This window comes from Variovorax sp. P5_A3 (assembly GCF_056400665.1).
Genome location: NZ_JBFUKW010000039.1, coordinates 1 through 21,934, shown reverse-complemented (window position 1 = coordinate 21,934; position 21,934 = coordinate 1). Strand labels below are relative to the sequence as shown.

22 protein-coding genes are annotated in these 21,934 nt (G+C 64.6%); 14 read left to right on the top strand and 8 right to left on the bottom strand.

Features of this window, described 5'->3' with window-relative positions; all coding sequences use genetic code 11:
• Nucleotides 1–366 precede the first annotated feature (366 nt).
• Both AC1D3B_RS33755 and AC1D3B_RS33750 read left to right on the top strand, forming a co-directional pair.
• Entirely contained in the window at nt 367–1,092 is a 726-nt protein-coding gene (locus tag AC1D3B_RS33755; protein ID WP_478195033.1) for a hypothetical protein, read from the top strand.
• Nucleotides 1,093–1,239: 147 nt separating this feature from the next.
• Nucleotides 1,240–2,226, top strand: a complete 987-nt coding sequence (locus tag AC1D3B_RS33750; protein WP_478195032.1) for an OmpA family protein — start codon at nt 1,240–1,242, stop codon at nt 2,224–2,226.
• A gap of 41 nt (nt 2,227–2,267) precedes the next feature.
• Here the strand turns inward: AC1D3B_RS33750 and AC1D3B_RS33745 are convergent, their stop codons facing one another.
• The 6 genes from AC1D3B_RS33745 to AC1D3B_RS33720 form a co-directional block, all read right to left on the bottom strand.
• Nucleotides 2,268–3,317 (bottom strand): serine/threonine protein kinase, encoded by a 1,050-nt coding sequence (locus tag AC1D3B_RS33745; protein ID WP_478195031.1) that lies wholly within the window; start codon nt 3,315–3,317, stop codon nt 2,268–2,270.
• Nucleotides 3,318–3,393: 76 nt separating this feature from the next.
• Nucleotides 3,394–4,512 (bottom strand): DUF2855 family protein, encoded by a 1,119-nt coding sequence (locus tag AC1D3B_RS33740; protein ID WP_478195030.1) that lies wholly within the window; start codon nt 4,510–4,512, stop codon nt 3,394–3,396.
• A gap of 129 nt (nt 4,513–4,641) precedes the next feature.
• Entirely contained in the window at nt 4,642–5,067 is a 426-nt protein-coding gene (locus AC1D3B_RS33735) for an organic hydroperoxide resistance protein (RefSeq protein WP_478195029.1), read from the bottom strand.
• A gap of 63 nt (nt 5,068–5,130) precedes the next feature.
• Nucleotides 5,131–5,592 carry a MarR family winged helix-turn-helix transcriptional regulator gene (locus AC1D3B_RS33730; RefSeq protein ID WP_478195028.1) on the bottom strand — a complete coding sequence of 154 codons (462 nt, stop codon included), beginning with the start codon at nt 5,590–5,592 and terminating at the stop codon, nt 5,131–5,133.
• A gap of 86 nt (nt 5,593–5,678) precedes the next feature.
• Complete coding sequence (locus AC1D3B_RS33725) at nt 5,679–6,494, bottom strand: crotonase/enoyl-CoA hydratase family protein (protein ID WP_478195027.1); 816 nt, start codon at nt 6,492–6,494, stop codon at nt 5,679–5,681.
• Between the two features lie 136 nt (nt 6,495–6,630).
• Nucleotides 6,631–7,479: a 3-hydroxybutyryl-CoA dehydrogenase gene (locus tag AC1D3B_RS33720; RefSeq protein WP_478195026.1), complete on the bottom strand. Its 849-nt coding sequence runs from the start codon at nt 7,477–7,479 to the stop codon at nt 6,631–6,633.
• 166 nt (nt 7,480–7,645) lie between these two features.
• Between AC1D3B_RS33720 and purT the strand changes: the two genes are divergently transcribed.
• The 10 genes from purT to AC1D3B_RS33670 all read left to right on the top strand — a co-directional run bounded on the left by purT (nt 7,646) and on the right by AC1D3B_RS33670 (nt 18,902).
• A complete protein-coding gene (gene purT / locus AC1D3B_RS33715; RefSeq protein ID WP_478195025.1) occupies nt 7,646–8,848 on the top strand; it encodes a formate-dependent phosphoribosylglycinamide formyltransferase in 1,203 nt (400 codons plus the stop codon).
• 24 nt (nt 8,849–8,872) lie between these two features.
• A complete protein-coding gene (locus AC1D3B_RS33710) occupies nt 8,873–9,820 on the top strand; it encodes an alpha/beta hydrolase (RefSeq protein WP_478195024.1) in 948 nt (315 codons plus the stop codon).
• Between the two features lie 160 nt (nt 9,821–9,980).
• Entirely contained in the window at nt 9,981–10,724 is a 744-nt protein-coding gene (locus AC1D3B_RS33705) for a helix-turn-helix domain-containing protein (RefSeq protein ID WP_478195054.1), read from the top strand.
• Between the two features lie 95 nt (nt 10,725–10,819).
• Nucleotides 10,820–11,695 (top strand): branched-chain amino acid ABC transporter permease, encoded by an 876-nt coding sequence (locus AC1D3B_RS33700; RefSeq protein WP_478195023.1) that lies wholly within the window; start codon nt 10,820–10,822, stop codon nt 11,693–11,695.
• 129 nt (nt 11,696–11,824) lie between these two features.
• Nucleotides 11,825–12,901: a branched-chain amino acid ABC transporter permease gene (locus tag AC1D3B_RS33695; protein ID WP_478195022.1), complete on the top strand. Its 1,077-nt coding sequence runs from the start codon at nt 11,825–11,827 to the stop codon at nt 12,899–12,901.
• A complete protein-coding gene (locus tag AC1D3B_RS33690; protein WP_478195021.1) occupies nt 12,898–13,713 on the top strand; it encodes an ABC transporter ATP-binding protein in 816 nt (271 codons plus the stop codon). Before AC1D3B_RS33695 ends, AC1D3B_RS33690 begins: the two co-directional genes overlap by 4 nt.
• 532 nt (nt 13,714–14,245) lie before the next feature.
• The gene (locus AC1D3B_RS33685) at nt 14,246–15,019 is read left to right on the top strand and encodes an ABC transporter ATP-binding protein (protein WP_478195020.1); all 774 of its coding nucleotides are present in this window, start codon (nt 14,246–14,248) and stop codon (nt 15,017–15,019) included.
• Complete coding sequence (locus AC1D3B_RS33680; protein ID WP_478195019.1) at nt 15,016–16,899, top strand: AMP-dependent synthetase/ligase; 1,884 nt, start codon at nt 15,016–15,018, stop codon at nt 16,897–16,899. The genes AC1D3B_RS33685 and AC1D3B_RS33680 overlap by 4 nt, the downstream gene beginning before the upstream one ends.
• Before the next feature lie 39 nt (nt 16,900–16,938).
• A complete protein-coding gene (locus tag AC1D3B_RS33675) occupies nt 16,939–18,111 on the top strand; it encodes an ABC transporter substrate-binding protein (protein ID WP_478195018.1) in 1,173 nt (390 codons plus the stop codon).
• Nucleotides 18,112–18,227: 116 nt separating this feature from the next.
• Nucleotides 18,228–18,902, top strand: a complete 675-nt coding sequence (locus AC1D3B_RS33670; protein ID WP_478195017.1) for a M48 family metalloprotease — start codon at nt 18,228–18,230, stop codon at nt 18,900–18,902.
• A gap of 32 nt (nt 18,903–18,934) precedes the next feature.
• Here AC1D3B_RS33670 and AC1D3B_RS33665 read toward each other — a convergent pair whose 3' ends face one another.
• On the bottom strand, nt 18,935–19,105 hold the full coding sequence (locus AC1D3B_RS33665; RefSeq protein ID WP_286613947.1) for a hypothetical protein: 171 nt from the start codon (nt 19,103–19,105) through the stop codon (nt 18,935–18,937).
• Between the two features lie 363 nt (nt 19,106–19,468).
• Here AC1D3B_RS33665 and AC1D3B_RS33660 point away from each other — a divergent pair, with 363 nt between their 5' ends.
• Complete coding sequence (locus tag AC1D3B_RS33660; RefSeq protein WP_478195016.1) at nt 19,469–20,485, top strand: IS110 family RNA-guided transposase; 1,017 nt, start codon at nt 19,469–19,471, stop codon at nt 20,483–20,485.
• A 427-nt stretch (nt 20,486–20,912) separates the two neighbouring features.
• A complete protein-coding gene (locus tag AC1D3B_RS33655) occupies nt 20,913–21,275 on the top strand; it encodes a hypothetical protein (RefSeq protein ID WP_478195015.1) in 363 nt (120 codons plus the stop codon).
• Nucleotides 21,276–21,376: 101 nt separating this feature from the next.
• Here AC1D3B_RS33655 and AC1D3B_RS33650 read toward each other — a convergent pair.
• Nucleotides 21,377–21,934, bottom strand: a 558-nt coding sequence (locus tag AC1D3B_RS33650; RefSeq protein WP_478195014.1) for a tripartite tricarboxylate transporter permease, incomplete at its 5' end; no start/stop codon positions are given.

The following is a 21,934-nucleotide window of genomic DNA, read 5'->3' as shown; positions in this document are numbered from 1 at the left end:
GACCAACCCAAATCTCGAATCATGCGCGATTCGTGGGCAGACGAGTCCGATCCAAAGACCTCGATCGCCGCCATTCGCAGATTGAGAATTTTCTTGATCACCGCCCCTTTTCTCGAGGTCCTCCGCGTTCTCCGAAATTTCTCATGTTTCCATTGCGTCTCTTTCAATAAAGTTACTGGGTGCTTGTTAATTGGAGCGCGTGCCGGGGGTGATCAGGCTCCCGATCTGTGCGATTCCTGTTTGAGTTTGCGCTGGCTTGCAGGCCCTGTTGCCTAGTATTTCGAGCCGCGCCCATTTTTTTATTTTTATTAGAGGTGCTTTATGGCTAAGAAGACTGTGGTTTCCATCAATAAGAACGGCAACAACGTGGGCGACGCGATCGCCTTGGACGGCGCCAAGCCGGTCAAGCTCAAGGCCCAGGCGGGCGTCAAGTACCTGCTTAAGGACGCGGGCGACGTTGCTCCCGAAAACGCCACCCTGACGCGCGTCGGCGACGACCTGCATGTCACGCTGGAGGGTGAAAGTGCTCCTGCCCTGGTGCTCGAAGGCTATTTCGGCCTGTCGGAGCCGGCCGGCATCTATGGGGTGGCCGAGGACGGTCAACTCTATGCCTACGGTCGTACTGATGGAGGCGACATCTTCTCGCTGGCCGACGGCGAGTCGTCGGCGATTGCGCTGGCCGGCGATCCGGTTGCACGCGACTCGGACGGCGAGGACGACAACTTTGTGTTCTGGCCCCTGCTGCTTGCGGGTGGCTTGGCAGCGGCTGGTTTTTCAGCTGTGTCGAACGGCGGCGGCTCGAAGAATGTCGCGCTTCCTGAAGCCAACGACGTCCCCTCGCCCGCAAAGGCCTGGGTAAGCAACAGCATCGAAGGCACCATCGACGACGTGGGTCCCGTCACGGGCCCGATCGCCAACGGCCAAGCGACCGACGACACGCGTCCAGAATTCAACGGCGTTGGCAAGCCGGGCTCCAAGATCATCATCGAAGACAACGGCCAGGTCATCGGCACGACCGTAGTGGACGAAGACGGCAACTGGTCGTTCACCCCACCGTCTACACCAACCTGGGCGGCACCAGCGAACTGCTGATCGAGGACAAGGTCCACGTCACGATCCTGTAAGCCTCTCGTCGGGCGTGGTGGCTCTCTCGCCGCCATGCCCGCCAGGGCACAGCCTTTTCAAGAACATTCCCTTCAGATTTTTAACGCGCCCCCATTGGGGCGTCGGGAGCTTTTCATGCAATCGTCAACATTTCTTTCTTCTGGCCATCGCTCGCGCATTGGCCAAGGCATCGCCGCCGCGGCGCTGTCCGTTCTGTGCCTGCTCAGTGCGCCGTCGGCCTTTGCACAGGGCACATCGCAGACTCGGCAAGGCGTCGTCTATAGCCCAGTGCCGCCGGTGGCGGCGCAGCAGGCGCAGGTCGTCTTCTTCAGGAAGGCGGCCAGCAATTCCACTGCCCGCGTCGAACCCGCGCACATTTACATCGATGGCGTCTTTCACACGGCGTTGAAGCCCGACATGTTCACGCGCTTCTGCATGCCCACGGGCAGCCACTCGATCGAGGCCCACATCGGTGACGCGCCGAAGTTCGTTGCCAAGGCGCAGCAGGCGACGCGGGTCAGCCTGCAAGGCGGCAAGACCTACTTCGTGGCGGTCTCCGAGAATTGCAGTGGCGATCCCGTGCCAATGCCTCGCGCCGAGGCCGAGCAACTTCTTCAGGGCGCTGTCGAGCAGCGTCGATTCGTCAACCGCTCGAGCACCGTCGTGTCGTGCCAAGAGGAAGTCCAGCCGGTGAAAGAAGAGGCGCCCGAGCCGAAGAAGCAGGAGCCGGTCAGCTTCACGCTCAGCGGTGATGTGCTGTTCGACTTCGGCAGGAGCGACTACGCATCGATCACTTCGCGTGGACGCGATGAGCTAGGAAAGGTCGCCCAGCAGGTTCGCGAGTATTCGTCGAGCCCGGTGAGCCGCGTCACGGTGCGTGGCCATGCCGACCCGATCGGTTCGGTTCAGGGCAATCTCCTGTTGTCCGAACAGCGCGCCAGCACCATCGCCCGCGTGCTTTCGGAAGAGGGCATCTCGGCGGAACGCATGCGCTTCGAAGGTGTCGGAAGCGCGGAGCCCGTCGTGTCTTGTCCGACCAGCGGTCCCAAGGAAGCACGCGTGAGTTGCAATGCGCCCAATCGCCGCGTCGAGATTTCCGTTGCCGGCGGTGCGGCGAAGTAACGAACCTTGACTCTGGGCTTCGTCGATCTCGACGAAGCCCTTCAGGCGTACAGCGGCTCTTCTTCCATCGATTCGCACTGGTCCTGGAGCATCTGGATCTGGCCCTTCCAATAGTCGCTCGAACCGAACCACGGAAAGTTGATCGGGAAGATCGGATCCTCCCAGCGCCGCGCAAGCCAGGCGCTGTAGTGGATCAGGCGAAGGGTGCGCAGCGGCTCGATCAGCGCAAGCTCGCGGCGGTCGAAGTCGCGAAACTGCTCGTAGCCGTCGAGCAGCCCGCTCAGTTGCGACGTACGCTGGGCACGATCGCCCGACAGCAGCATCCAGAGGTCCTGCACCGCGAAGCCGGTGCGTGCGTCGTCGAGGTCGACGAAATGCGGGCCGCCGCCGGGGCGGTCCGTCGGGGTCCAGAGTATGTTGCCGGGATGCACGTCGCCATGCAGGCGCAGCTTCTTCAAACCTTGCTCGGCGGGTGCATGTCCGCCGGCGCCAAGCGCCGTGGCCGAGATCATCTCGAAGGCAGCGTTGCAAGCCGTTTCCCACTCGCGCTGCACGTCGAGCGGAACCATCTCATGGCCCAGCAGCCAGTCGCGCGAGGCGATGCCAAATGTCTGGAGATCGAGCGCCGGACGTGATGCGAAGGGCTTCGCCGAGCCCACGGCATGGATCCGCGCGAGAAAGCGGCCTACCCACTCGAGCACCTCGAAGTCATCGAGTTCCGGCGCCCGCCCGCCACGGTAGGGGCTGACGCTGAACGCAAAGCCGCCGTGACGATGCAAGGTCTGGCCATCAACTGCGATCGGCGGCACGGCAGGCACCTCGGCGGCTGCGAGTTCGAGCGAGAAGCCGTGCTCCTCGAGGATCTCGGCATCGGACCAGCGGCCCGGCCGGTAGAACTTGACGACGACGGCGCTCCGATCCTCCAGGTAGACCTGGTAGACGCGGTTCTCGTAGGAATTCAGCGCGGTGAGCCGCCCGTCGCCGTGCAGGCCGAGCGTTGCCAGCGCGTCGAGCACGACGTCAGGCGTCAGGTTTTCGTAGGGATGGCCGGCCGAAGCCGCATCGGAGGAGGGGGAAGTAGAAGACGCCACAGCGACATTGTCGGCTCTGGCGGCATCGGCGATGCATAAGCTCGGTTCAAGACCGACGCTGCATGGCTTCGGCGGTCTAACCGGTCGACGATGCCGAGAGCGACAGGATGTGCCCGATGCGGGGATCCCCGCGCCCGGCCAGCACCGCGGCATAGGCCGCTTCCACAGCCGCGGCGCCATCATGGTGTTCCGCCCGCAGCCATGGCGCCTTGGCGTCAGTCACGTGCGCGATGAAGGCGCGCCAGGCCTGCAACATGCGCTGCCCGAAGGCCTCGGCGCCCCATTCGGAAGTGCGCTTCTTGATCTGGGCCGGTGCAAAGAACAGCGTTGCGCGGGGGGCGGGCAAGTCCTTGCCGGAGCCGCTTGCAGCGAGCTGCTCGACGTGCGTGCCGCCGATGGAGGCGCTGTGCTTCAGCTGGGTGAAGCGTGTGTGGATCGCGCGCCGGAGCGCGCCGTTGCCGGCGAAGTCCACGTAGACGCAGGGGGTGTCGACCGCAAGCTGGTCGAGCTCGTCATAGGCCAGCACGCGGTCGTAGCAGCCCAGGCTTTCGCAGAAGCCCCTGTTGGCGGCCGAGGTCAACCCGATCACTGCCATGCCTTCACGCTGTGCGAGTTGGAAAGCGGTGCCGTACGCCGTCTTGCTCGATGCACTCGACAACAGCGCCGCGCCCGGGCGCGCACCGAAGAAATCGTTGTCGTCGAGGAAATCGTCGATCAGCCAGGACGTGATGAAGAGCGGTCGCAGCAGCGCCTGGATGTCCTCGGTGTCGGCGCTGTAGAGCGGATCCGATCTGGAGCGGAAGTACTGGTTGTAGACCGCCGGCAGCGCAGCCCGGTGCGCGGCGCCCTCGGTGAAGCGTTCGGGCGACACGCGCTCGGGCGTCAGCACCGCCGCGGAGGCCATGGGGAAATAGCCGTAGAGCCGCTCGCCGACGGCGACGCCGGGGTGCAGCGAATGAACGACCGATGCGAAGCCCCACACAGGGATCGTGCCCCAGCCTTCCTCGCCGGTCGGATAGAACTGCCAGTAGTTCATCGCCTCGCCGAATGCGGCGTACGTGATGTTGTTGGCGGTGAGCGCGAAGCTGTCGATGCGTACCCGCACCTGGCCGTCGGCGAGCCGCTGGTCTTCGGCGGTGCGCACGCGGGTGGAAGCGAGGTCGTCCTTGCGGATCAGCAGGTCGGTCGTGCTCATGATTTCTCCTGTGCGCTGCGATGTTCCGGAAGACCTTAGCGCAGGCCGGCGTCCGTTGCATGAAAAAGACCCGGCAGACCGTCGCGTAGGCGACGCCCTGCCGGGCCCTGGATCAGGCCGCGCCTGCGATCAGGCGATCGCGAGCTCGACTTCGACGTTGCCGCGCGTGGCGTTCGAGTACGGGCACACCTGGTGGGCGGCCTCGACCAGCAGCTTCTTCTGCGCATCGTCGAGGCCCGGCAGCGTGATCGCGAGCTTCACCGCGATGCCGTAGGCGGCGCCGGCGTCGATCGGTCCGAGCGAAACGCTGGCGTCGATGGCGACGTCGTCAGGCACCTTGACGTTGATCTTGGGCGCCACGGCCCGCATCGCGCCGATGAAGCAAGCCGAGTAACCGACCGCGAACAGCTGCTCGGGGTTGGTGCCGGGCTTGCCGGAGCCGGGGGAGCTGAGCTTGACGTCGAGCGCGCCGTCGCTGGTCTTGCCGGCGCCTTCGCGGCCGCCGATGGTGTGGGCCTGGGCGGTGTAGAGCACTTTGTCGAGTTTCTTGACCATGGTGGTTCCTTCGGTTGGTTGGAGAGAAAGGGTGCTTCGAGGGATCGAAGCGAGGGGAAAAAACTAGGCGGCCCTGATGCGGTCCCGCAGGTTTTGCATCTGCTGCGTGAGAGCCATCAGCTCGTCCACGGAGCATTGCGACGAGGCCAGCAGGCAGGCCGGAACGCTGGCGGCTCGTGCCTTGAGCTTGCGGCCAGCGGCGGTGAGACTGACGTGCACGCGGCGCTCGTCGCCGACGTCGCGGATGCGCGCTACGAAGCCATTGGCTTCGAGGCGTTTCAGCAGCGGCGTCAGCGTGCCGGAATCGAGGAAGAGCCGCTCGCCCAGCTCGGACACCATGAGCCCGTCGCGCTCCCACAGCACCAGCATCACGAGGTATTGCGGGTAGGTGAGCTGGAGCTTGTCGAGCAGCGGCTTGTACAGCTTGGTCATGGCCAGCGATGCCGAATACACCGCGAAGCAGAGCTGGTTGTCCAGCTGCAGCAGCTCGTCGGAGCTCAGGGCGGGAGAGGCAGTGGTGCGCATGGTCTGAAGTCTATCTTGCAATTGAATTGCGTGCAATTTAATTTGTAGCAATGTGTTTGTCATGCGGCGCCGCGCCCCGCATGCGTTCAACGACCGCTGAATCGCGCCGGACGCCGCTCGATGAAGGAGCGCACACCTTCGGCCGCATCCTCGCTGTTGGCAAGACGCTGCTGCACCGGGATGAAATCTTCCACCGCCGCGAGCGGGCCTTGTTCGATCGCCTTCACGACGTTGAGCCGGGTGGCAACCACGGCCAGCGGAGCCTGCGCCGCGATGCGCTGCGCGATGCGCAAGGCCTCATCGAGTTCCTGCCCGGCCGGCACCACCCTTTGCACGAAGTTCAGGCGGAACGCTTCGGCGCTGTCGAATTCATCGGCCGTCAGCAGGTGCAGCATGGCGTTGCCCAGGCCCGCGCGCTCGGCCATGCGCAAGGTGGCGCCGCCCGTGGCCATGATGCCGCGCTGCACCTCCATTTGCGAGAAGCGACAGTTGTCGGCCGCGACCACGATGTCGGCACCGAGCATCAGCTCGATGCCCACCGTGAAGCAGATCCCCTTGACCGCGACCACCATCGGCTTGGTGCGGCGACGGTAGCCGGGCAGGCCGAAATCGTGCGGCTCCACCAGCCCTTGCGGAATCGCCTTCTCGCCGTGCTTCATGAACTCCGTCACCGCGGGCAGGTCCAGCCCGGCAGTGAAATGATCGCCGAACGCGTGCAGCACGCCCACACGCAGTGAAGGATCGTCGTCGAGCCGCGTATAGGCCTCGGCGAGCTGCTTGAACATCGGTGGCGTCCAGCCATTGCGCTTGGCCGGCCGATTGATGCCGACCAGCAGCACATGGTCGAGCACCTGCGTATCGATACAGCCTTCAGCCGGCGGCGCGGTGGGCGTTGCGGTCATTCGGGTCTCCATTCCAAAGATCAACTGCGGCTGCTCCCCCAAAACCCGGAAATACCGCGGAACCGGCTCCGCCGGGCCGCAGGTATTGCCCCCCGAAAGGGGGTGGGCGGCCACACGAAGTGGGCAAGCCTGGGGGTCAGTACGTATACACGCCGCGACCGGTCTTGCGGCCGAGTTGACCCGCGGCAACCATTTCCTTCAGCAGCGGGCAGGGACGGTACTTCGAGTCGCCGAACTGCTGCAGGTACACCTCCATCACCGCCAGGCAGACATCCAGCCCGATCATGTCCGCGAGCGCCAGCGGGCCGATCGGCTGGTTGCAGCCGAGCCTCATGCCGGCGTCGATGTCTTCCGCCGTCGCGAGGCCCTCGGCCAGCACGAAGAAGGCCTCGTTGATCATCGGCACCAGGATGCGGTTGACCACGAAACCGGGCGCGTTCTTTACCGTGATCGGCGACTTGCCGAGCTTCACCGACAGCTCCTTCACCGCGTCGTGCGTTGCGTCGCTGGTGAGGTAGCCGCGGATGATCTCGACCAGCGCCATCATCGGCACCGGATTGAAGAAATGCATGCCGATGAACCGGTCGGCGCGCGAGGTGGCTGCGGCGAGCTGGGTGATCGAGATCGACGAGGTGTTCGACGCGATGATCACCTCCGGCGGCAGCATGGCGTCCACCTGCTTGAGGATCTTCAGCTTGAGCTCGTGGTTCTCGGTGGCGGCCTCGATGACGAGGTGGGCGACCTTGAGGTCGTCGTAGTTCGTCGAGCCCTTGATCAGCGCGAGCGCGGCGTCTTTCTGCTCGGCGGTGAGCTTGTCCTTCTTGATGAGCCTGTCGAGGCTGCCCGCCACCGTGGCGAGCCCCTTGTCGACCGCGGCTTGCGCGATGTCGACCATGACGACGTTCACGCCCGCGACGGCGCAAGCCTGCGCGATGCCGTTGCCCATTGTTCCCGCACCGATGATGCCGACCGCCTGGATTGCCATGCCAAATACTCCTTGAACTGAATGATGAAAGGGGAGGGAATTCGCCCGCGATCCGGCGACCCATGCCCGAGATTGTGAAACAGCGGCCGGCCGGCGCCGTTGCCGCTTGTGACAGACGAGTGATTTAAAGTGCCGCGTTCACATCCCCCAGCGACGGAACCGCACCATGACCACCCTCGGCACCCCCCTCTCCCCCTCCGCCACCCGCGTGATGCTCCTGGGCTCCGGCGAACTCGGCAAGGAGGTGCTGATCGCCCTCCAGCGCCTGGGCGTGGAGACCATCGCCGTCGACCGCTACGAGAACGCGCCCGGCCAGCAGGTGGCGCACCACGCACACACCATCACCATGAGCGACCCGGCCCAGCTCAAGGCGCTGATCGAGGCCGAGAAGCCGCAACTCGTCGTTCCCGAGATCGAGGCCATCGCCACGTCCATGCTGCAGCAGCTCGAAGAGGCCGGCGTGGTGCGCGTGATCCCGACCGCCCGCGCGGCGCGCCTCACCATGGACCGCGAAGGCATCCGCCGCCTCGCCGCCGAGACGCTGGGCGTGCCGACCAGCCCCTACAAGTTCTGCGACTCGCTGGCCGAACTGCAGGCGGCGATCGACGGAGGCATCGGCTACCCCTGCATCGTCAAGCCCGTGATGAGCAGCTCGGGCAAGGGCCAGAGCAAGATCGACGGCCCCGCCGACGTGCAGAAAGCCTGGGACTACGCCATGGCCGGCGGCCGCGTGAGCCACGGCCGGGTGATCGTCGAGGGCTTCATCGACTTCGACTACGAGATCACCCTGCTGACCGTACGCGCCCCCGATGCCGCTGGCGCGGGGCAGACGCACTTCTGCGACCCCATCGGCCACGTGCAGGTCAGCGGCGATTACGTCGAAAGCTGGCAGCCGCATCCCATGGCGCCCGCCGCGCTGCAGAAGGCGCAAGAGATCGCGCAAGCCGTGACCGCCGACCTCGGCGGGCAGGGGCTTTTCGGCGTGGAGCTGTTCGTCAAGGGCGATCAGGTCTGGTTCAGCGAGGTCAGCCCGCGTCCGCACGACACCGGCATGGTGACCATGGCGACGCAATGGCAGAACGAATTCGAACTGCATGCGCGCGCCATCCTCGGCCTGCCGGTCGACACCACGCTCAAGAGCCCGGGCGCCAGCGCTGTCATCTACGGCGGCGTGGACGCCACCGGCATCGCCTTCGACGGCGTGGCGCACGCGCTCGCCGTCCCGGGCACCGACGTGCGGCTCTTCGGCAAGCCCGAGAGCTTCGTCAAGCGCCGCATGGGTGTCGCGCTGGCGCATGCCGCCGATGTCGACATCGCGCGCCGCAACGCCAAGGAAGCGGCTTCGCGCGTCAAGCCGCGGAAGGCCTGATCCCTCAACCTCCCGGAGTACTTCATGCTGCATCCTCAAGCCCAGGCGTTCATTGACTTGCTCGTCCAGCGCGGCGTGCCGCCGACCCACACCCTGTCGCACACCGACGCGCGCAAGTTCTATCGCGAGCGGCGTGCGATCACGCAGCCGGACCCGGGCGAGGTGGCGGAGGTGCGCGAGCTGAGCGCCCAAGGCCCGCACGGCCCGATCCCGATGCGGCTCTACCGGCCGCTGGGCTCGAATGCCGCGACGGCGCTGCCGGTGCTCGTCTACTACCACGGTGGGGGCTGGACCATCGGCGACCTCGACACGCACGACACACTGTGCCGCGAGCTGGCCAACCTGTCGGGTTGCGCGGTCGTGGCGGTCGACTACCGCATGGGCCCGGAGCATCGCTTTCCCGCGGCCGTGGACGACGTGCTCGCCGCGACGCGCTGGGTGCGCAAGGAAGCGGCCGCGCTCGGCGTCGATGCGAGTCGGCTGGCCGTTGGCGGCGACAGCGCGGGCGGCAACCTGGCGGCAGTGGTCGCCATCGCGGCACGCGATGCCGGTGACCTGCCCATCGCCTTCCAGCTCCTGATCTATCCGGCGACGGACATGCGGCGCGGGCACCCCTCGCACACGACCAACGGCCAGGGCTACGTGCTGACGAAGGACACGATCAGCTACTTCCACGACCACTACATCACTGACGCGAAGGACGACCTCGACTGGCGCGCCTCGCCGCTGCTGCACAAGAATCTCGCGGGTCTGCCGCCGGCGCTGGTGCTGACCGCCGGCTACGACCCGCTGCGCGACGAGGGGCTCGACTACGTACGGGCCCTGACCGAGGCGGGCAACCGCGCGACCTACGTCTGCTTCGAGCGCCAGATCCACGGCTTCATCACCATGGGCCGCCTGCTCGACGAGGCCAACGCCGCAGTGTCACTGTGTGCCAGCGAGCTGCGCCGCGCGCTGAAGCCGCGCGCCTAGGGTAAGTCCCCGCGCAATCGGCGTCGACGCGCCGGATTGCGCCGCTACGATCCTCTGAACCGACGGCGGCCATCGGCCATCGTCGCAGTGCGGAGGAAAGGGCATCCTGGTGACCAGACAACCGAAGGACGCGGCGCGCGGAAGCCAGGGCGAGCGTCTCATGTGGATCACGACGCAGCGCGTGTTCTACGCAGGGCTTCTCGGCGAGGCGGCGGAACGCAGCCTTGGCGGCCATGGCGTCTATGTTTCACCCACGGGTGCCCCGCTGCGCATCCGCATCGGCGGCAGTGCGTGGCAGAGCGGCGAACTGCTGGTCGTGCCGCCGCAGGTGCCGCACCAGGTCGCGACCGACCACCGGCTGATCCTCAACCTCCTCGTCGAATCCGAATCGGTCGACCCCGCGCTGCTGCCGGACTTTCTCCAGCATTGCGGACCGGTGGAGGCGCCGCAGTTCGTCCGCCGCGTGCGCGATGCGCATGCGCGGCTGCTCGAAGCCTCCGGCCGCGAAAGCTTCGACGCCTTCGACTTCGACACGCTCTTCTTCGGCCATGCGCTCGCGCCGCGTCCGCTCGATCCGCGCATCCGCACGGTGGTCGACCGCATCAACGCCGACCCGGCCTCGCCCATGTCGGCAGAGGAGTGCGCGGCAGCGGTGAAGCTGTCGTTCTCGCGCTTCCTGCACCTGTTCAAGCAGGAAACCGGCGTTCCCTTCCGCGCCTTTCGCGCTTGGAAGCGTGCGCGCAGCCTGCTGCGCCATGTGCGGCAAAGCGCGACGCTGACCGACATCGCGCTCGACACCGGCTACCCCGATTCGACCCATTTCAGCCATTCCATCCGACAGGTCTACGGCCTGCGACCCAGCGACATCCTCGCCGGCTCGCGGCGGCTCGCGGTGCACCAATGACGCGCACGGCAGTGCGGCACGGGATGCGGGACAACCCTCTGCGTCGCGCGCGGTGCTCGCCGCTATAAACCGCGAAACCCGCACGAGACCACCCTTTGCAAATCCTCCAGCTCCTGCTCTCAGGCATCGCGCAAGGCTGCATCTACGGCCTGATCGCCCTGGGGTTCGTGCTGATCTACAAGGCCACCGAAACGGTGAGCTTCGCGCAGGGTGAACTCATGATGCTCGGGGCTTTCTGCGCCTTCGCCGGCATGTCGCTGTTCGGCCTGCCGTTCTGGCTGGCGGCGCTGCTGGCGATCGCGGCCATGGTGGCCTTCGGTGTGCTGGTGGAACTGGTCGTGATCCGGCCGATCCTCGGGCAACCGCAGTTCTCGATCGTGATGCTGACCATCGGCATCGGCTACGTGGCACGTGGACTGATTACGATGATCCCCGCCATCGGCACCGAGACGCACGCCTTGCCCGTGCCGTACAAAGACCAGATCTGGAAGGTGGGCGAGCTCGTCGTCAACGTGGAGCAGATGGCGATCATCGTGTCGACGGCGGCACTGTGCGGGCTGCTCTTCGCGATGTTCCGCTACAGCAAGCTCGGGATCGCGATGCAGGCCTCGTCGCAGAACCAGCTCGCCGCGTACTACATGGGCATTCCCGTGAAGCGGCTGAACGGCCTGGTGTGGGGACTGGCGGCGGCGGTCGCGGCCATCGCCGGCATGTTGCTGGCGCCCATCACCTTCGTGCACGCCAACATGGGCTTCATCGGGCTCAAGGCCTTCCCCGCGGCGGTGGTGGGCGGCTTCGGCAGCTTGCCGGGCGCGATCGTCGGCGGCCTGGTCATCGGCATCGTCGAATCGTTCGCAGGCTTCTATCTGCCGGACGGCTTCAAGGACACGGCCCCGTACATCGTGGTGCTGCTGATGCTGATGGTGAAGCCCAATGGCCTGTTCGGCGAGAAGCTGCGGAAGAAGGTATGACCATGCTCTCCCCCAGGCTCGCGCACTTCGTGTCGCTCTCCACCCCCTCGCCGGGGGCAACCCCGGCGGCCCGGCGGAGCCGGTTCCGCGGGGTTTCTGGGATTGGCTGCTGTTGGGTGGGAGGCTGACGTGCGCTATACCTTCAAGACCAGTTACTCGCAGGACATCGACCTCGCCAAGCACGGCGGGCATGTGTTCTGGTACAGCCTGCTGGGTGCGGCGCTGATCGTGGCGCCGTGGGTGCTGCCGGAATACTGGCTCGCGCAACTGACCTTCGTGCTGATCTACGGCATCGTCGGGCTCGGGCTGATGCTGCTGGCGGGCTTCACGGGGCAGTTTTCGATCGGGCATGCGGCCTTCCTTGGCACCGGGGCCTATACGCAAGCGGTGCTGAACAACCTGGGCGTGCCGTTCCCGTTGGCACTGGTGGCGGCGGCCGCGCTGTCGGCGTCGGTGGGTGTGGTGGTGGCGTTGCCGGCTTTGCGGGTGAAGGGCATCTACCTCGGGATCGCGACGCTGGCCTTCGGCTTCATCGTCGAGGAAGTGTTCGCGCGCTGGGAAAGCGTGACCGGCGGCAATTCGGGGCTGCATGTGAAGTCGCCGAAACTGCTGGGTATCGATCTCGGGTCGAGCGAGAGTTTCTATCTCGTGTGCCTGCTGGTCGCTGTGTTGTGCACGCTGGCGATCCTGAACCTGTTGCGTTCGCCGACGGGGCGCGCATTCGTCGCGATTCGCGATTCGGAGATTTCGGCGCAGAGCATGGGCATTCACCTGGCGCGCTACAAGACGCTGTCGTTCGCGATCTCGGCAGCGCTCGCGGGACTGGGCGGCGCGCTGTATGCGCACAAGCTGAGCTTCATTTCGCCGGACCAGTTCAGCATTCTCCAGTCGATCGATCTGCTGCTGCTGGTGGTGATCGGCGGGCTGGGGTCGGTGCATGGCGCGTTCCTCGGTGCGATCTTCCTGATCGCGATGCCGCAGTTGATTGCGTTGGGCAAGGATTGGCTTCCTCCGGTCGTGGGTCAGGCGCCGGGCTTGCAGGGGTTGGTCTACGGCTTGGTCTTGATCGCGTTCGTGATGTTCGAGCCGCTGGGGCTGTACGGGCGATGGCTGAAGGTCCGCACGTGGCTGCAGTTGTTTCCGTTCTATCGGAAGGGACTGTTCAAGCGTCAGAAGTCGTTCACCAAGTCGGATCGTCTGAGATGAGTGCCGACGATCTTCTCCTCTCTGCAAAGGATCTGAGCGTGCGCTTCGGCGGTGTGCTTGCGGTCAACAAGGTGAGCTTCGATGTGCGACGCGGCGAGGTGTTCACGCTGATTGGGCCGAACGGCGCGGGCAAGACCACTGTGTTCAACCTGATCAGCCGCATCTATACGCCGACGACGGGTGAGATCGTGTGGCATGGCGAAGACAAGCCGATCGCGCTGACGCAGCAGGCGCCGCACGAGATTGCGGCACTGGGCATTGCGCGCACCTTCCAGAACATCGAGTTGTTCGAGCACGCGACTGTCTTGCACAACTTGTTGATCGGCCGTCACACGCATCGCAAGACGGGCTTCTGGAGCGAGGTGTTCTTCACGCCTGCGACGCGCCGGGCAGAGATCGAAGCGCGCGAGAAGGCGGAGCAGGTGATCGATCTGCTGGATCTGCAGCATCACCGCGATTCGATGGTGGCGGGGCTGCCTTACGGGGTTCGCAAGGTCGTCGAACTGGCGCGTGCGTTGTGCACGGAGCCAAAGCTGCTGCTGCTCGATGAACCCTCGTCAGGGCTCAATGTCGAGGAGACGGCGGACATGGCGTTCTGGATCCAGGACATCCAGCACGAGCTCGGCATCTCGGTGCTGATGGTGGAGCACGACATGTCTTTGGTGTCGAAGGTGTCGGATCGGGTGCTGGCGATGAACATGGGGGAGGCACTGGCTAGTGGCACTCCACGCGAGGTTCAGTCGGATTCGCGCGTGATCGAGGCCTATCTGGGGACTGTGGATGACGTGAGCAGTTTGCGGAGGGCTGCTTGATGTCGGCCGCCGGTGTGTCCCTTGGAAGGTTCCGCCCGGTAGGCGGTGCGGGCTGTGCAACCCCGCTGCGCCGGCCCTTCGGGCTGCCCTGCAGTGCTCGCCTCAGGCGGGGTCCGCGCAAACTCGCTTCGCTTAAACACGCGCGGCCCTTTTTCCGCCTGAGGCTGCGCGCTTCGGCGGCGCAGAGGGGTTGCACAGCCCGCACCGCCTACCGGGCTCCGTGGGCGTTCAAAGGGGTTGTGCGCCTCCAACGTAGTCGCGCTGCGCTTGAACAACAGCCGTCGAGGCGGACAGTTCAACCCCAACGTGTCAGCGGCGGCGGGTGGTGTGCCCTGTGCCGGCCGTTGAGGCACCGCCGAGCAGCGCAGCGGTGCGCGGAAAAAGGGCCGCGCGTGTTTGAGCGAAGCGAGTTTGCGCGGACCCCGCGTACCGTGAGCAGCGCAGGGAAGCCCGAAGGGCCGGTGACGTCGGCCGGCACAGGGCACACTGCCCGCCGTCGCCACCCCCAGCCATCACGCAAGGACGTTCGAACATGAGCGAAGTAGTCCTCCAGTTGCTGAACGTCGAAAGCGCCTACGGCCCCATCAAGGCCATCCGAGGCGTCAGCCTGAAAGTACGTGCAGGAGAAATCGCAACGGTCCTGGGATCGAACGGCGCAGGCAAGACCACCATCCTGAAGACGATCTCCGGAATCATCGACCCACGCAAAGGCAGCATCGAATTCAAGGGCCAGAACATCACCGCCAAGGATCCTGCGTACATCGTCCAGCAGGGTCTGAGCCACGTTCCCGAAGGCCGCGAAGTCTTCCCGTTGCTCTCGGTGCGCGACAACCTCCTGATGGGCGCCTACACCCGCAAGGACCGCGACGGCGTGGCCCGCGACATCGAGACCGTCTACACCTACTTCCCCATCCTCAAGGAGCGTGCCACGCAGGACGCCGGCCTCCTCTCCGGTGGACAACAGCAGATGCTTGCCATCTCGCGAGCCATCATGGCCGCACCGCATCTGATCCTGCTCGACGAACCCAGCCTCGGGTTGTCTCCCAAGCTCACCAAGGAAATCTTCGAGATCGTCGTGCGCATCAATCGCGAACGCGGCACCACCATCCTCCTGGTCGAACAGAACGCCAACATGGCGCTCAATGCCTCCGACTACGGCTACGTCCTCGAGAACGGCCGCATCGTCATGGAAGACATCTGCGACCGCCTGCGCGAGAAAGAGGACATCAAGGAGTTCTACCTCGGCCTCAAGGACGACGGCGTGCGCGGCGAGCGGCGCTGGAAGAAAAAGAAGACCTGGAGATGAACAACGCCATGCATGCCAAGGCACCCGCCGGACTCTGGGACCTGGACCACCTCCAGCCCCGGCAGAACATCGCGGTCTCCGGCGACACCATCCCCGCCATGTTCTGGAACGCGGCCAAGGCGCGGGCCGACAAGGTCTGGATGCGACAGAAGAAGCTCGGCATCTGGCGAAGCTGGACATGGCAGCAGACCGCCGACGCCGTCCGCGAGATCGCCGGCGGCCTGATGGCGATCGGCTTTGTACCCGGCGAGTGCGCTTCCATCCTGTCGAACACCGTCATCGAATGGGTGCTGTGCGACGTCGCGGTCCTCAGTTGCGGCGGTGTATCCAACGGCATCTATCCGACCGATGCCGCGTCGCAGGTGCACTATCTCTGCGAGGACTCGCGAACCACCATCCTCTTCGTCGAGGACGACGAACAGCTCGACAAGGCGCTCGAAGTGCGCAGCGGATTGCCCCTGTTGCGCAAGATCATCGTGTTCGACATGGAAGGCCTGCGCGACCTTCGCGAAACCGACGTGATGAGCCTCGACGCACTGCGTGCGTTGGGCCGCGACTACCTGCAAGGCCATGGGCGCGAACTGGAGCAACGCGTCGCCGCCTGCCGTCCGGAAGACCTTGCCATCCTCGTCTACACGTCCGGCACCACCGGGAAGCCCAAGGGCGCGATGCACAGCCATCGCGGACTGGTCTACACCGCGCGCGGCTACAACACGCTGATCGCGCAGGACGAGCACGACGAGCGCATGTGTTTCCTGCCGCTGTGCCACATCGCCGAGCGCATGGGCGGCGAGTACTTCGCGATGTACACCGGCTCGATCCTCAACTTCGTCGAGAACCCGGAGACCGTGCCGGAGAACGTGCGCGAGATCGCGCCCACTGTCTTCACCGCCGTGCCACGCGTGTGGGAGAAGTTCTACTCGGGCGTGATGATCGCGCTCAAGGAAGCGAGCGCGCTGCAGCAGGCGGCCTACGGCTGGAGCATCGGCGTGGGCACCACCATCGCCGATCGCGTGCTCGCGGGCGAGGCGATCGGCGGGATGCTGCGCTTCAAGTTCAGAATCGCGCGCTGGCTGGCGCTGGACAACGTGCGCAAGCTGATCGGCATTCACCGCGCGCGCTTTCTCGTGACCGGGGCCGCGCCGATCTCGCCCGAGCTGGTGCGCTGGTACCTCGCGCTGGGCGTGCCGATGCTGGAGGTCTGGGGCATGACCGAATCGTGCGGAGCCTCTACGGGAGTGCCCGCGACGCGCATCAAGCCGGGCGCCATCGGGCCGGCCGCGGGCTACAACGAGGTGCGCATCGACCCGGTCACCGGCGAGATCCTGGTGCGCGGCACCAACGTCTTCATGGGTTACCTCAACCTGCCCGAGAAGACCGCCGAGACCATCGACGCCGATGGCTGGCTGCACACCGGCGATGTCGGCACGGTCGACCAGGACGGGTATTTCCGCATTACCGACCGGATGAAGGACATCATCATCACGGCAGGCGGCAAGAACATCACCCCGAGCGAACTGGAGAATGAACTCAAGTTCAGCCCCTACATCACGGACGCGGTGGTGATCGGCGACGCCAAGCCCTACCTCACGGTGATCGTCATGATCGACCAGGAGAACGTCGAGAAATTCGCGCAGGACCACGACGTGCCCTTCAGCAACTACCAGAGCCTCACGCGCTCGCAGGAGGTGCAGGACCTCATCCAGGCCGAGATCGACCGCGTGAACGCGAAGTTCGCGCGCGTCGAGCAGATCAAGAGGTTCTTCCTGCTCGAGACGCAGCTCAGCGCCGAGGACGAAGAACTCACGCCCACGATGAAGCTCAAGCGCAAGCTGGTCCAGACCAAGTACGCGGAGCGCATCGAGGCCATGTACGCGTAGCCGACCGATTCCTTACGTCAACCCAGAGGAGACAGCTGTATGAAGATCAAGACACTCATCCCCCTTGCCGCGGCGTCGAGCCTGGTGCTGGGTTCGGGCCTGGCCGGTGCGCAGCAGCAGGGCGTGAGCAAGGACGAGATCCGGATCGGGACGATCCAGGATCTCTCCGGGCCGCTCGCCGGCTTCGGGAAGCAGTCGCGCAACGGCATGCAACTGGCGGTGGACGAGCTCAACGAGCAGGGGAGCGTGCAAGGCCGCAAGCTCAAGCTCTTCGTCGAGGACTCCGGCTACGACCCCAAGAAGGCGGTGCTGGCGGCGCAGAAGCTGGTGAACCAGGACAAGATCTTCATCATGGCCGGCCACATAGGCACCGCGCAGAACATGGCGGCGATGCCCGTGCAGTTCGAGAAGAACATCGTCAATTTCTTCCCGATCACCGCCGCGCGCGAGATGTACGAGCCGCTCAACCGGCTCAAGTACTCGTTCGCCGCCACCTACTACGACCAGATCCGCCTGGCGCTGCCCAAGATGATCAAGGAGAAGGGCGCCAAGAAGGTCTGCACGATCTACCAGGACGATGAGTTCGGCCTCGAAGTGCAGCGCGGCGCCGAAGCCGGCCTGAAGACCGCGGGCATGGAGCTCGCCGAGAAGACGTCCTTCAAGCGCGGCGCGACCGACTTCTCGTCGCAGGTCGCGAAGATGAAGGCCGCCAACTGCGATCTCGTCGTGCTCGGCACCATCATCCGCGAGACCATCGGCACCGTTGGCGAGGCGCGCAAGACGGGCTTCAACCCGACCTTCCTCGGATCGAGCGCGGCCTACACCGACCTGATCCACAAGCTCGGCGGCAAGCCGATGGACGGCATCTACGCCACCATGACCGTGCAGAACCCCTACACCGACGAGCAATCGCAGCCGCTGCGCTTCTGGGCCAACAAGTACAAGACCAAGTTCAATGAGGACCCGACGGTGTTCTCGGTCTACGGCTACATGATCGTCCAGAGCTTCATCCAGGCGGCGAACAAGGCCGGACCGAATCTCACCACGGACACCTTCATCAAGGCCATGGACAGCAGCACATTCGAACCCGACATGTTCGGTGCGCCGAAGATGACTTTCAGCGCGACCAAGCGGCTGGGGAACGAAACGTCGCGTCTGTCTCAGATCGTGGATGGCAAGTGGAAGGTGGTGTCGGACTACGTTGCACCTTGATTCCAGATTCGTGAATCGGTTCGCTGGGATGCGCGTGGCCGCCCGCCCGCCCGTTGGCATGCTTGTTGCAGCGCAGCAAAAATCGCCCTGCAACTTGGGCGTCGCGGAGTGTGCCCATGCGATGGTTGCTGATGCTGTGGATGGTCCTCGCCTGCGGTGCGGCCCGCTGCGAGGACGCCCGCCCGACGCCTGACATCATCGGCGTGCTGCAGATGTCGCAACAGAAGCAACTCGACGCCATGACGCCGGCCGATGCCGCGAGTCCGCGCGCCGCGAAGGTGCGCGAGTCCTTCGAGAAGCTCTTGCGCGGCCTGGGCGGTCTGGGTGGTCCCGCCCTGTCGAAGGTCGAGTTGCGCGTCGTGCGTGGCGACGTGGTCGGCGAGACGTTGCAAGGCCACATCGTGGTGGCCAATGTGGCCCTGGGAGACCTGCCGGAAGGCGAGCGCATCTTCATCCTTGCGCACGAACTGGGGCACGTGATGCTCGACCACTGGTCGCAGATGGGCCTCGTCTACGCGAAATGGGTGCCGGGCCCCGTCGAGCAGCAACACACCGATGCCATCGCGGACCGCCTGGGCCGTGATGCGTCGGCACTGGCCTATCGGCAGGAATTCGAGGCCGACGCCTTTGCGCTGAGCACCCTGCGCGCCTTGGGCTTGCCGGACCAGCATGTGGTCGCCGCCTTCATGGACCTCGGCTTGCGCAACGACACCGCGACGCACCCGGGCACGCGCAAGCGCCTCGCGGCATTGCGTGCCCTGGGCCCGGACGCGCGTTCGGTGCAGCCCTGAGCTCGGCCATGCCGCCTGCGCGGCTGCCAAGCTTAGTAGCGGTAAGGATTGTTGGGGCGGCGATCGTAGCGGTTGGGTACGCCGTCGCCGTCGCGGTCCATATAGGCGCCGCCACGTGGCGGCGGCGGACGGTAGTTGTCGTACGGCGCGACGATGCAGCCCGACAGGGTCAACGCGGCGAGAACAAGTGCGAGGCTTTTCATCTGGGTCTCCTTGGGTTGGAGATTCCATCGTGGGACGCTCCGGTGTCGCTCGCGTGTCGTCAGCACGCTGAAGCATGAAGCTCCGTTACCGGATGTGCGCTTCGCCCTCGGCCATCTGAATAGGGCCGTCGCTATACTCCGCCCCGTCACGCCAAAAAAAGACGTGATCGGGTTTGACAGCCCGAAGCAATCTGAGAACGCAAGCCGCAGTCCCGCACAGTGACTGCGGCTTAGTTGTTCGTGCCACCATTTTTGAATGAAAGGGACATCCCCGTCCCGAGTGACCCACCGTGAGTGGGTCGACGGCAACCAAGTGCCATGATGGGATAGTCAACTCTCATCAACTGCTGGAAAGGGGATGCCATGATTATCGTAACTGTCGGAATCGACTTGGCAAAAAATGTCTTTGCCGTGCATGGTGTCAATAAGGCAGGCAAACCCGAGCTGGTCCGTCCCGATGTCAAGCGAGCCAAACTGCTCGAACTCATCGCCAGTCTGCCACCGTGCCTGATCGGCATGGAAGCCTGTTCCGGCTCTCACTACTGGGCACGCGAATTTCAGAGGTTCGGGCACACGGTTCGCATCATGGCGCCCAAGTTTGTGGCTCCTTACCGCATGAGCGGAAAGCATGGCAAGAACGACGCGGCCGATGCGGCGGCGATCTGCGAGGCGGTGACGCGACCGAACATGCGCTTCGTGCCAATCAAGACCATCGAGCAGCAGGGCAAACTGTTTGTGCACCGGGCGCACCAGGGCTATGTCGCCGAGCGCACCGCACTCATCAATCGCATCCGTGGATTGCTCGGCGAACTGGGCATCGTTCTGCCCCAGGCGTTCAAGGCATTTCATCGGGGTGTGCACGAAGCACTGGAAGACCTGCCGGGGTCTTGCAATGAGGTCATAGGCGATCTGATGAACGAGCTCAGCCATCTGCAAGATCGCATTGCCCAAAGCGAGCGCCAAATCCAACTGCTTGCCAAGGCGGATGGCCAAGCTCGGTTGCTAATGCAGCTGCGTGGCATCGGGCCAACCACAGCCAGCGCCATCGTCGCCACTATCGGCAGCGGGCACGACTTCAAGAACGGTCGCCAGTTCAGCGCCTGGGTCGGTTTGGTACCGAGCCAGCAAAGCTCCGGCGGCAAAGCCAAGCTGGGCCGTATTACCAAAGCGGGCGACAGCTACCTGCGCACACTGCTGATATTGGGGGCCAAGTCACTGATGATGAAGGCCACCGACAAGAACGATCCGATCAGCCGATGGGCTTTGCAACTTAAGGAACGCCGTGGCTTTGGCCGTGCCGTGGTCGCCATAGCGGCGAAGAACGCACGTATGTGCTGGGCGGCGCTGAGCTTGCAGGAGAAATTCAAGGTTCCGGCCTGAGCATTGCCAGCAACCGGAGCATCGGCAACAGGAATACGACCGCCGCGTGATGTGCATCAAGTGATGAGTTGAAGGTTTGGACCTGCGCCGCAGAGTACTCGACGAGCCGCCAAGGTACGTCTGCCTGATTTTTGAATGGAGTCTGTGGTGCGCGTCTTTCATCAGGGTCCGCAACCAGCCCAGTGGCTAGGGTGCACGAATGACCGTTTATAGGCTTGCTGTCCGCAACCTTTACTTCGTCGCCTGAAATGCACCTACGCAGGGGGTTGACCCACCAGAGGATGTCCTTATAGGCGGCTCGAACGGGGAGCCGCAAGGTTCGCCGGTTTTCCTTGGATTGCCCGGTCTGTCAACCCGTTCGAGCTGCCGCCATCGTTTGACAGCGGGCGCGGCGGTTGTAGCAAACCGCAATCCTTGGAGGCCACTCTTGGCACACCCTTCTTGCGCGCCCGCGCGCCACCCCACGACACCATCCGCCGGCGAGTCCGCGCCTGACTCGACCAAGACGGACCTCGCCGTGCTGACCCGACAGGCAACCGCCGACGTCGACGCTGTCAGAGAGGCGCATATCGCCTTGGCATGCGTCAACAAGCTGCTGCTTCACGCGCGCAGCTTCCCGGGTGACAAGGGCCCCGTCAGTCTCTTCGAGCTGAAAGCGCTTGCAGCTCTGACCAAGGCGGAAGTCGAGCGCCGTCTGCGAGCGGCTCATTCGACGATTGCGTCGATGAAGGACATCGGAGCAGTCGAGCCGCGCCGCTTCGAGGCCTTGATGGAAGGACTCCCCGACTAAGAGTTGAGTCGACGATCGCGATACAGCGCCCAGAAAAAAACCGCCCTCGGGCGGTTTCTTCTTGCTCTCTCTCTCCCATGGAGAGGGAGAGGAGTCGATCTTCATTCTTCGACGAAGGCCTCTTCCCGCTTCGCCTTGATCGACGGCAGCAGCACGATGCCCAGCAGCAGGCACGCAGCCACCAGCAACCCGGCCGACAGCGGCCGCGTCACGAACACGCTCCACGTGCCGCGCGACAGCAGCAACGCACGGCGCAGGTTCTCTTCCATCATCGGCCCCAGGATGAAGCCCAGCAGCAGCGGCGCAGGCTCTGTCCGCAGCTTGATGAACAGATAGCCGATGAAGCCGAAGGCCGCCACCATCCAGATGTCGAAGGTGTTGTTGTTGGTCGAGTACACCCCGATCGCACAGAACAGCACGATGGCAGGGAACAGGAACTTGTAGGGCACCGTCAGCAGCTTGATCCACATGCCGATCAGCGGCAGGTTCAGGATGATGAGCATGGCATTGCCGATCCACATCGAGGCGATCAGGCCCCAGAAGAGTTCGGGGTTGCTGGTCATCACCTGCGGGCCGGGCTGGATGTTGTGGATGGTCATCGCACCCACCATCAGCGCCATCACGGCGTTGGGCGGAATGCCCAGCGTCAGCAGCGGCGG

Coding starts and splice junctions, on each gene's coding strand:
- AC1D3B_RS33750 (WP_478195032.1), top strand. CDS start 1,240: ATGCAATCGTCAACATTTCTTTCTTCTGGCCATCGCTCGCGCATTGGC.
- AC1D3B_RS33740 (WP_478195030.1), bottom strand. CDS start 4,512: ATGAGCACGACCGACCTGCTGATCCGCAAGGACGACCTCGCTTCCACC.
- AC1D3B_RS33735 (WP_478195029.1), bottom strand. CDS start 5,067: ATGGTCAAGAAACTCGACAAAGTGCTCTACACCGCCCAGGCCCACACC.
- AC1D3B_RS33730 (WP_478195028.1), bottom strand. CDS start 5,592: ATGCGCACCACTGCCTCTCCCGCCCTGAGCTCCGACGAGCTGCTGCAG.
- AC1D3B_RS33725 (WP_478195027.1), bottom strand. CDS start 6,494: ATGACCGCAACGCCCACCGCGCCGCCGGCTGAAGGCTGTATCGATACG.
- AC1D3B_RS33720 (WP_478195026.1), bottom strand. CDS start 7,479: ATGGCAATCCAGGCGGTCGGCATCATCGGTGCGGGAACAATGGGCAAC.
- purT (WP_478195025.1), top strand. CDS start 7,646: ATGACCACCCTCGGCACCCCCCTCTCCCCCTCCGCCACCCGCGTGATG.
- AC1D3B_RS33710 (WP_478195024.1), top strand. CDS start 8,873: ATGCTGCATCCTCAAGCCCAGGCGTTCATTGACTTGCTCGTCCAGCGC.
- AC1D3B_RS33705 (WP_478195054.1), top strand. CDS start 9,981: ATGTGGATCACGACGCAGCGCGTGTTCTACGCAGGGCTTCTCGGCGAG.
- AC1D3B_RS33690 (WP_478195021.1), top strand. CDS start 12,898: ATGAGTGCCGACGATCTTCTCCTCTCTGCAAAGGATCTGAGCGTGCGC.
- AC1D3B_RS33685 (WP_478195020.1), top strand. CDS start 14,246: ATGAGCGAAGTAGTCCTCCAGTTGCTGAACGTCGAAAGCGCCTACGGC.
- AC1D3B_RS33680 (WP_478195019.1), top strand. CDS start 15,016: ATGAACAACGCCATGCATGCCAAGGCACCCGCCGGACTCTGGGACCTG.
- AC1D3B_RS33675 (WP_478195018.1), top strand. CDS start 16,939: ATGAAGATCAAGACACTCATCCCCCTTGCCGCGGCGTCGAGCCTGGTG.
- AC1D3B_RS33670 (WP_478195017.1), top strand. CDS start 18,228: ATGCGATGGTTGCTGATGCTGTGGATGGTCCTCGCCTGCGGTGCGGCC.
- AC1D3B_RS33665 (WP_286613947.1), bottom strand. CDS start 19,105: ATGAAAAGCCTCGCACTTGTTCTCGCCGCGTTGACCCTGTCGGGCTGC.
- AC1D3B_RS33660 (WP_478195016.1), top strand. CDS start 19,469: ATGATTATCGTAACTGTCGGAATCGACTTGGCAAAAAATGTCTTTGCC.